The organism is Sandarakinorhabdus sp., from assembly GCF_031422795.1.
Classification (GTDB): Bacteria; Pseudomonadota; Alphaproteobacteria; order Sphingomonadales; family Sphingomonadaceae; genus Sandarakinorhabdus.
In genome coordinates this window covers 1-9,037 of record NZ_JANPML010000315.1, presented here as the reverse complement: position 1 = coordinate 9,037, position 9,037 = coordinate 1, and the positions used below count along the sequence as shown (strand labels likewise).

At 66.3% G+C, this 9,037-nt stretch carries 10 protein-coding genes and 1 pseudogene; 7 read left to right on the top strand and 4 right to left on the bottom strand.

Features of this window, described 5'->3' with window-relative positions:
• The 3 genes and pseudogenes from RMO81_RS11510 to RMO81_RS11500 all read left to right on the top strand — a co-directional run.
• Positions 1-588, top strand: a pseudogene (locus RMO81_RS11510) (TonB-dependent receptor); the annotation flags it as partial.
• Positions 589-604: 16 nt separating this feature from the next.
• A complete protein-coding gene (locus RMO81_RS11505; protein ID WP_310476020.1) occupies positions 605-1,621 on the top strand; it encodes a hypothetical protein in 1,017 nt (338 codons plus the stop codon).
• A 78-nt stretch (positions 1,622-1,699) separates the two neighbouring features.
• Positions 1,700-3,097, top strand: coding sequence for a DUF6600 domain-containing protein (locus RMO81_RS11500; RefSeq protein WP_310476019.1), 1,398 nt, complete (start codon positions 1,700-1,702; stop codon positions 3,095-3,097).
• 3 nt (positions 3,098-3,100) lie between these two features.
• Here RMO81_RS11500 and RMO81_RS11495 read toward each other — a convergent pair whose 3' ends face one another.
• The gene (locus tag RMO81_RS11495; protein ID WP_310476018.1) at positions 3,101-3,445 is read right to left on the bottom strand and encodes a ribose-phosphate pyrophosphokinase; all 345 of its coding nucleotides are present in this window, start codon (positions 3,443-3,445) and stop codon (positions 3,101-3,103) included.
• A 597-nt stretch (positions 3,446-4,042) separates the two neighbouring features.
• Here RMO81_RS11495 and RMO81_RS11490 point away from each other — a divergent pair.
• The 3 genes from RMO81_RS11490 to lptA all read left to right on the top strand — a co-directional run bounded on the left by RMO81_RS11490 (position 4,043) and on the right by lptA (position 5,818).
• Positions 4,043-4,657 (top strand): ribonuclease D, encoded by a 615-nt coding sequence (locus tag RMO81_RS11490; RefSeq protein WP_310476017.1) that lies wholly within the window; start codon positions 4,043-4,045, stop codon positions 4,655-4,657.
• 103 nt (positions 4,658-4,760) lie between these two features.
• Complete coding sequence (gene lptC, locus RMO81_RS11485) at positions 4,761-5,327, top strand: LPS export ABC transporter periplasmic protein LptC (protein WP_310476016.1); 567 nt, start codon at positions 4,761-4,763, stop codon at positions 5,325-5,327.
• A gap of 2 nt (positions 5,328-5,329) precedes the next feature.
• On the top strand, positions 5,330-5,818 hold the full coding sequence (lptA, locus tag RMO81_RS11480) for a lipopolysaccharide transport periplasmic protein LptA (protein WP_310476015.1): 489 nt from the start codon (positions 5,330-5,332) through the stop codon (positions 5,816-5,818).
• Here lptA and RMO81_RS11475 read toward each other — a convergent pair.
• From RMO81_RS11475 to RMO81_RS11465, 3 genes are read right to left on the bottom strand one after another with little or no spacing between them, the layout of a single operon-like run.
• Positions 5,793-6,653 carry an alpha/beta hydrolase gene (locus RMO81_RS11475; RefSeq protein WP_310476014.1) on the bottom strand — a complete coding sequence of 287 codons (861 nt, stop codon included), beginning with the start codon at positions 6,651-6,653 and terminating at the stop codon, positions 5,793-5,795. The two genes, lptA and RMO81_RS11475, sit on opposite strands and share 26 nt — an antisense overlap.
• Positions 6,654-6,681: 28 nt before the next feature.
• Positions 6,682-7,557, bottom strand: coding sequence for an S-methyl-5'-thioadenosine phosphorylase (gene mtnP, locus RMO81_RS11470; RefSeq protein WP_310476012.1), 876 nt, complete (start codon positions 7,555-7,557; stop codon positions 6,682-6,684).
• Positions 7,554-8,618, bottom strand: a complete 1,065-nt coding sequence (locus RMO81_RS11465; protein ID WP_310476011.1) for an alanine racemase — start codon at positions 8,616-8,618, stop codon at positions 7,554-7,556. The genes mtnP and RMO81_RS11465 overlap by 4 nt, the downstream gene beginning before the upstream one ends.
• A 117-nt stretch (positions 8,619-8,735) precedes the next feature.
• On the opposite strand from RMO81_RS11465, the gene RMO81_RS11460 reads away from it, so the two are divergent.
• On the top strand, positions 8,736-9,037 hold a 302-nt coding region (locus RMO81_RS11460), incomplete at its 3' end, for an SDR family NAD(P)-dependent oxidoreductase (RefSeq protein WP_310476010.1).

Below are 9,037 nucleotides of genomic sequence, written 5' to 3'. Positions count from 1 at the left end.
GCCGTGCAGTTCATCCGCGATCCCTATATCAACCTCGACAAGCAGATTGCCGACGGTTTCGATTTCAGCCTGAACATGGCGTTTGATTGGGGCAAGCTCGGCGATTTCCGCCTCAATGTCGAAGCCACTTATCTGATGACGCTGGATGTGGAGCGCAACGAACTGCTGAACTCGCTGGCCGGCAACAACAACAGCGCCTTTGGCACCGATTTCACCATCCTGCAGGTCAATCGCGTGCAGCTGGATGGCAATCCGCGCTGGCGCGCCAGCACCACCTGGGGCTGGACCCTTGGCGATTTCGGCCTGGGCGGTTCGGTGCGCTATATCGCCGGTTTCACCGACACCAACGCCGATATCACGGTGAACGGGCAAACCCAGTTCTGGCAGGTCAAGGAAGATTGGCGGGTGAACATGTTTGCCGATTATCGCCTGCCCATCAACAAGGGCCAGAATGTGCGGCTGCGGCTGGGCATGAACAACGTGTTGAACACGCTGCCGCCGCTGGTTGATGAATCGCTGGGCTATCGCCCGGACTATCACCAGCTGAAAGGCCGCGAATTCTACGTGCAGCTGCGCGGCACTTTCTGATGAAGGGGATTGGCTGATGCGGACTTCGGTCGGCCTGCTTGCTGCCGCGATGGCCGCTGCTCCGCTGGCTGCGGCCCAGCCCGACGTTGATGCCCTGATCCGCGACTTTGCCGGGCAGCCGGTGCAGCAGCGGGTGCCGTTGGCCGGGATCGCGCAGGTGCCGGCGGTGCTGGCTGCCGCCGGTGTCAGCCGCTTTGAAGTGGCGGGTTGGGGCGGGGCGCCGATCCCGGTCTGGGTGCTGCGCCCGGCCACTGCCAAGGCCGATGCGCCGGTGATGTTCGTCATGCACGGCGTGGGCCGCGATGCCGATCGCTATGTCGCTGAATGGGTGGACATGGCGACCCGCGAAGGCCTGATCGTGGTGGTGCCGGAATTTACCAAGGGCGGTTTCCCGACCAACGACAATTACAGTTATGGCGCGATGTTTGCCGTCGATGGCAGCCTGCGGCCACGTTCGGCGTGGAGCTATTCATCGATCGACATCATCTTTGATCGGCTGGTGGCGCGCGAGAAACTGACAGCGAAAACCTATGTGCTGTTCGGCCATTCGGCGGGCGCACAGTTCGTCCACCGCTTTGTCATGCTCGGCTTTGGCCGCAAGATGAGCCGGGCGATTGCGGCCAACAGCGGCAGCTATACCTGGCCCAGCGGCAGCAACCGCTGGCCGTTTGGCGTGGGCAATCTGCCGCCCGGCCTGTGGCAGCCTGAACGGGCATTCGCGTCGCCGATGCTGATCATGCAGGGCACCGCCGACAATGATCCCAATTATCCCAGCCTGCCGCGCCAGCCCGAAGCCATGGCGCAGGGCCCGCACCGGCTGGCGCGCGGCATCGCCTTTTATGCCGCCGCGCAAGGTTCCGCAAAACAGGCCGGCGTGCGTTTCGGCTGGAGCTGCGCGCTGGTGCCTGACGTGGGCCACGACAATGGCGGCATGGCACCTTATGCCATCCGGCTGCTGCGCGCCAATGGAACCAACGGGGGGCCGTTGCCCACCGGCGGCGAATGCCTGATGCAGGCAAAGATCCCGCGCTGAAATATTTTCGCAATATTCAGGAATGCGAAAGCCAGCGGGTGCGAAAGAACGGCCATAACCCTGTGAAAGGCGCTGCCTGTGTCACTCTCCCGTTCTGCCCTGCTGCTGCTGGCTGCCACGCTGGCGGGCTGCGCCTATCCTGATTACGCGTCGGGCGTCGCGCCAAGCTATCCATCGGGCTATCAGCCGGTGATGGGCGGTTATGCCACCGATTGGCCAGCGCAACCCGGCGCGCAGTGGGGCCCGGAAGACGTGCCCAGCATCGACGTGTTCCGCCAACCGCTGAACGGCTATGGCCGCTGGCTGCAATCGCCGCAGTGGGGCCTGGTGTTCGTGCCCAATGTGCAGAACAATTGGCGCCCCTATCAGAACGGGCAATGGCTGGAAAACCGCTTCTGGCTGTCGGCTGACCCCTGGGGCTGGGCCACCGATCATTATGGCCGCTGGGGTTTTGACCAAGCCGTGGGCTGGGTGTGGGTGCCCGATGTGACCTGGGGGCCAAGCTGGGTCGCCTGGCGCGAAGCCGATGATGTGGTGGGCTGGGCGCCAATCCCGCCGCGCGTCAGCTGGAACGTCGGTTTCGGTTTTGGTTCCGGATTCGGATACGACAATTTCAACAGCTGGTATGGCCCGTCGTGGGTGTGGGTGCCGCGCGGCAATCTGTATGCGCGCGGCTTTGGCGGCCGCATCTATCCGTGGAACACCGGCAACAACTGGTGGGGCCGCAGCCGCTGGCAGCACGCGCCATACTGGGGCTGGAACCAGCCGTGGGATCGCAGCTGGGGCTGGCGCGCGCCGGGCTATGGCGGCAATCGCGGCTGGAACGGCAATCAAGGCTGGAATGGGGGCTGGAACAATGGCCGCCGTGGAACTGATTGGCGCAATGATGGCCGGCGCGATGATGATCGGCGCTGGGACAACCGGGGCGACGGCTGGCGTGGTGATCCGCGCCGCGGCCAGCCCGGCAGCGTGGGCGATCGCATCGGCCGCGATCTGGGCGGCCAGCCGCAGCCCGGCTGGAACGGCAACCAACCGCGCGGCGGCTGGAACCGCGACGGCCAGCGCCGCGATGGCGTGCAGCCGGGCGTTCCCGGCGGCTGGAATCGCGGCGACGGCCGCCCACCGCGCGTCGCGAACGAAAATCGCGGCGACGGGAACGGCTGGAATGGCCGGCGCGGCGATGGTCAGCAGCGAGGGGAACCGCGCGGCGGAATTTCCGATCGCGTGGCTGGCGGCATGAGCCCGCCACCGCCGGAACGCCAAGGCCGGATGGGCGGCGACGGGCCACAACGCCAGGTCGCCCAATCCCGGCCCGAACCCCAGTCCCGGCCCGAACCCCAGCCCCGGCCCGAACCACGCCCGCAGCAAAGCTATGAACCGCGCCCAGAGTCGCGGCCAGAACCGCGCGGCGACGGCGGCCAGCGCGGCAACGGCCAGCAGCGCGGGTACAATGAGAACCGCGAACGACCGCAATAGATTCTAGCGGTATTGCCACCAATCAAAGGCCGCCTGCTGCCGTTCGGTAACGAACGCACGGGCGGCCGGGCCGTTCCAATCGGCGGGCGCGTCGCTGCGGCCCACCCACCAGCCCTGGCCGGGCAAACGATCTGATTCGCGCACCACCAACACCGCCAGATCCGGTTCCCCGGCGGCGCGGCCATCCACGTCGATGGCATCGAGCAGACGGCACAGGCTGCGCATCTTGGGCCGGGAAAAACGGTAGCCCAGCGCCAGCAACATTTCGGAATAAGACAAATCGCGGCCACTGCGCGCGGCTGCCACCAGCAGCGCCTTCACCTCGGGCAGATCGACAGCCATCACCATGGCAGCATCTTGCCATGGTGATGGCGCCGTGGCCACCGGCCGGCGAGGGCCTGCCGGCCGGTGGCTCCCCAACTCAGACGCGCGGCGGGCCCGGCGGCAGTTGCGGCGGCGCGGGCGGCTCTGGCGGCATTTGCGGCTCAGGCGGGGGCGGCGCAGGCGGAGCCGGCGGTACCGGCGCCGTGCTGTTGGTTGGGGTTTCAGGCGGGGCTTCGGGCGGGGGGGGCGGCTTTCCGGGTTCCGCCGCAGCCGGCATTGCAAAAGCCAGCAATAAAGGTGCCAGCATCAGGACATGGGCAGATTTCATCACGCAACTCCTTGACGTTGTTGGTGTCAGTTGTTGCCCCCACCCCTGTTGGCGGGTCTGGCCGATACGGCTGCGGGGGGCAACGGCATCGACCAGTGGCGCCATATGACCCCGCCAAAATGAACCTCAGCTTTCAATCCGGATGGCAGCGGGACGGGCCGAGGCCTTGGGCGGGACGAAGCGTGTTTTGTGAAACCACGCGCCCTGCCGGCACCGCCAAAGCGGCGAATCGACCGCCACAGATCGCAGCGCTGCGGATGACAGGAGGTTTGGGGCCTGCTAACGCAAAGCCCATGACCGTATATCTTCACGAAGGCGACCTGCCTGCCGACATCCTTGCCCCCGGCCCGGTGGCGGTGGACAGCGAGACCATGGGCCTCAATCCGCACCGCGACCGGCTGTGCCTGCTGCAGATCAGCGATGGCGGCGGCGATGAACATCTGGTGCGCTTTGCCCCCGGCCAGTATGACGCGCCCAACCTGAAGGCGGTGCTGGCCGATCCGGCGCGGCTGAAGCTGATGCACTTCGCCCGGTTTGACGTGGCGGTGATCCACCAGTTTCTGGGCGTATGGGCAACGCCGGTGTTCTGCACCAAGATCGCATCGAAACTGGTGCGCACCTACACCGATCGCCATGGCCTGAAGGATCTGCTTAAGGAAACGCTGGGCGTGGAAATCTCCAAGCAGCAGCAGTCCAGCGACTGGGGCGCGTCTGAGCTTTCAGATGCGCAGAAGGAATATGCCGCCAGCGATGTGCGCTATCTGCACCGCGCCCACGCCGTGTTGACGCAGCGACTGGCCCGCGAAGGCCGCACCCAACTTGCAGGCGCCTGTTTCGATTTCCTCGCCGCCCGCGCCGAACTGGATCTGGTCGGCTGGGCCGAGCAGGATATCTTCGCGCACCTGTGATCGATTGATCGAACGCACCCGCACTGTGGCCACCACGCCCCTTTCCCGCCCACTTTCGCGGCGTCAACAGGCTGCTTTGCCCGGCAGCGGGCATGATCGGCGCATGACGGTGCTGAAAGTGGCGCTGCCGGCGGCGGCTTTCCTGATCGGCATGACCATATTGGTGTGGCCCTTGCTCAATGCGCAGGAATTTTCCTTCCTGCTGGCCAAGGATCAGGTGGCCCTGTCCCAGGAACGGCTGCGGGTGAACCGCGCCGAATATCGCGGCAAGACGGCGGGCGGCGAAGCCTTCTCGATCTCGGCGGGCAGTGCCGTGCAGCGCAGCAGCGCCGAACCAGTGGTGGTGCTTACAGGCCTCGCCGCCCGGCTGGAGGGCAAGGACGGCCCGGCCACGGTCGCCGCCCCATCAGGCCGCTATTTCATCGAGGAAGACCGGCTGGAAGTCGCCGGCCCGGTGCAGCTGCGCTCAGACGGCGGCTATGTCGTGGATGCCGATACGGTGGCCATTGATCTGAAACGCCGCACGGTGAAAACCGATGCGCCGGTATCCGGCCGGGTACCGATCGGCAGTTTCCGCAGCAACCGCATGACCGGTGATCTCGCCGGCAAGCGGGTCAGCCTGATCGGCAATGTTCACTTGCGCATCACACAGCGCGGCGGCAGAGGATGAACATGCGCCTGCCTTTCCTGATCATGATGCTGTTCGCCAGCCCGGTGGCGGCCCAACGCTTTGACAGCAACGCCCCCATCGATGTGGACGCCGGCCGCGTCGACATCGCCGATGACGAGAATGAAGCGATTTTTTCGGGCGCCGTGGTGATCCGCCAAGGCAGCATGACCCTGAACGCCGATCGCGTGCGCATCCGTTATGCCAAGGATGGTGCAGGCAATCCGCAGGTGCAGCGGCTCGATGCGCTGGGCAATGTGCGGCTGCGTCAGGATACGATGCGCGCCACGTCGAACAGCGGCATTTACGATGTGAATGGCAAGCTGGTCACGCTGATCGGCAATGTGAAGCTGGATCGCGGCACCGATCATCTGGAAGGCGCGCGCGTGGTGTGGAACCTTGCCAATCGCACCACCAGTTTTGATGCCCGTTCGCCCAGCAACCCCGGCGGCCGCGTCACCGGCCGCTTCACGGTTCCTCAGAAAAAGCCGTAATCCGCGCGATGGCGGCGCGCACCAGATCGGGGCGCTCCAACGGCAGGAAGTGGCTGGTGCCGGGGATGCGTTCGGCCGAAATGCACTGCGGGTGAGCAGCAAAGCCGGCCAGTTCGGCATCCTGCACTGTGGATCCCTGATCCCCCGCCAGCAGGATGAACGGGCAACGGACAGCGGCCAGCGCCGGTTCGACGCCCGGCGACACGGCCCGGAAAGTTGCCGCTTCAAAGGCCGGCGCGCATGCCAGTTCGACGCCTTCATCGGTCTCCCGCAGCCCGCCGGCCAGATAGGCATCCAGATCGGCATCACTCCAACTGCGGAACACGCCGCGGCCGTGATAGGCAGCGCGCGCCTCGGCGCGGCTGGGAAACATTCCGCGCCGCCGCGCTGCCTGTTCCACCATGGCATGATCGGGCAGGATGGCACCGGCGCGAACCTGGCGCGCCACATCAAAGGGCAGCATCGGCGGATCGAGCAGCACCAGCCCGGCGATGCGATCGGGGCGCATCGCCGCCGCCAGCAACGACACGGTCGCCCCCATCGAATGCCCGGCCAGAATCCACCGGCTGCCGGCTTCGATCACGTCGAGCAGCCGGCCCAGATCGGCGGCGAAATCATCCCAACTGGTCAAATGGGACGGATCACGATCCAACCCGGTAAAACCGTGGCCGCGTGCATCGCTGGCCGTGATGGCAAAGCGATCCGCCAGCGGCGCCAGCACAGCGGCATAAAGCTGGGCATTCATGCCGGTGGCGTGGGCAAAATGCAGGCGCTGGCCAGCACCCGCCTGTAACGCCGAAACCGGCCCGGACGTGGAAATGGTGATGCGGTTCATGTCACCCTCGATAGCAGGCGCGGGCGGTTCAGCCAGCGCGCCCTTTTGCCAGCCAGCGCGACAGGATCGCGCTGTTCTTCGCTTGGCTGGCGGCGTCCCGCGCTTGCGCTGCTGTCATGATTGCCTGATCCAGCACCGTATCGATCGGGCTGGGTGGGCGCGTCGCCGGCAGGCTGGCGCACAATTTCACGATCATGCTGCGGGCCAGCGCGGCGTTGCCGTGCATCACCGCCATGATGTCGGTGACGTCAACATCCGCCCCGTCATGCCAGCAATCGAAATCGGTCACCATGGCGACCAGCGCGTACGGCAACTCCGCCTCGCGGGCCAATTTGGCTTCCGGCATCGCCGTCATGCCGACCAGATCGCAGCCCCAGGCCTGGTGCAACCGGCTTTCGGCGCGGGTGGAAAAGGCCGGGCCTTCCATCGCCAGATAGGTGGCGCCGCGGTGCAGCGTGCCGCCAGCTGCCGCCACGGCATCGGCCGCCAACGCCGACAAGCGCGGGCAGACCGGATCGGCCATCGGCACATGCGCGACCAGACCGGTTTCAAAGAAGCTCGAAGGCCGGCCCTTGGTGCGATCGATGAACTGATCGACCACGACGAAATCGCCCGGCGCCATCGCCGCATTCAGCGATCCGACCGCCGATACCGCAACAAGATCAGTGCAGCCCAGCCGTTTCAGCGCGTCGATGTTGGCGCGCACGTTCAATTGGTGCGGCGGAATCCGATGCCCGCGGCCATGGCGCGGCAGGAAGCAGATTTCGACGCCAGCAATCCGCCCGGTCAGAATCGCATCAGACGGTTCGCCCCACGGGCTCTCCACCGCCACCCAGCGCCCGTCTTCCAAGCCATCAATGGCATAAAGGCCAGAGCCGCCGACGATACCCAGCTTCCAGGTCACAGGCTGGCCCGCCGCGCGTCGATGGGCCAACGCTCCAGATTGCCATCTTCGTCGGCCACGAACAGCGCGTCGTGCAAGGCGATGGTCGGATCGACATGGCCCTGTTGCAGCCACACCAGATCGCCTTCGCTTGCCCCGTTCGGCGGAATGATCGCGCCATGCTCATCGCCGGCCGGGCGATAGGCGCTGCCCGGCGGAAGCACGACCCGGCTAGCAGGCCCATTGGGGTGCAGCGCCTTGTGGCCGGCATCGATGGTGACATGGCTGGCATGGTTGGCCGAAACCACACTTGCCGCCACAAACAGCGCTGGCGCGAACGGCAGATCACCCAGATCGCCATATTCCACGTCCATCACGGCATAGCTGCCCGGCTGAATCTCGGTATAGACGCCGGCCGCCAGATCCAGCGCCGCCGTGCCGGTGCCGCCGCCGGTTACCTGTTCCGGCGCCAGGCCCGCTGCCTGCAATTGCGCCACCAGCGCCGCCAATCGCACCGTCCAATCGGCATGCGCCGCCGCGCGCTGCGCCGGCGGCAGATGCTGATGATGGCCGCAATAGGCCTGGATGCCGGCATAGCGCAGGCCCTGTTGGGCCACGATGCTGGCCGCCAGCGCCGCCACGTCCGCAGGCGCCACCCCGGCCCGGCCCATGCCCGGATCAACATCAACATAGGCATCCAGCACCACGCCGGCCGCCAGCGCTGCCGTGCCCCCTTGCTGGGCCTGCGCCGCGCTGTCCATCACCGCGCCCACCCGCGTGCGCCCAGCCAGCGCCGCCAACCGCGCCCAGCCCCACGGCGGCACCGGCGCTGTCACCAGCACATCGCCAATCCCGGCATGCACATAGGTTTCGGCCTCGCCCACCGTCTGGCAGCACAAGCCTACCGCACCCATTTCGATCTGCAGCCGGCCCAGCGTGCTGCACTTGTGCATCTTGCCGTGCGCCCGCAGCCGCACGCCCCCAGCATCACCTGCGCCGGTGCAGGCGGCCTGCATGGCGGCCAGGTTGGCCTCCATCGCGGCGCGGCGCACAACCAGCGCCGGCGTGATCGGCGGCTTCACTCTGGCAAGAAAGTCTGAAAGTGCCTGCATGGCCCCCACCGCATCGTTCACCTTGTCTTGCCGTTCCCGGGGGATTGAGTCAAAAGCACCGTGCTGCGCGAATATTACGGAGTCTTCATGTCGGTGCAACCTGTGGTGATCATCACCGGCGCTTCTTCCGGAGTCGGCCTGTGGGCGGCCAAATCGCTGAGCGACCGGGGCTGGCTGGTGATCATGGCCTGCCGCGATCTCGCCAAGGCCGAACGCGTGGCGGCAGAAACTGGCATCGCGCCCGAAAATCGTCGCCTGCTGCACATCGATCTGGGCGATCAGGCCAGCGTGCGCCGCTTTGCCGATGAATTCCATGGCATGGGCCTGGCGCTCGATGCGCTGCTGCTCAACGCCGCCGTCTATCTGCCGCGCCTCGAAACGCCGATGCG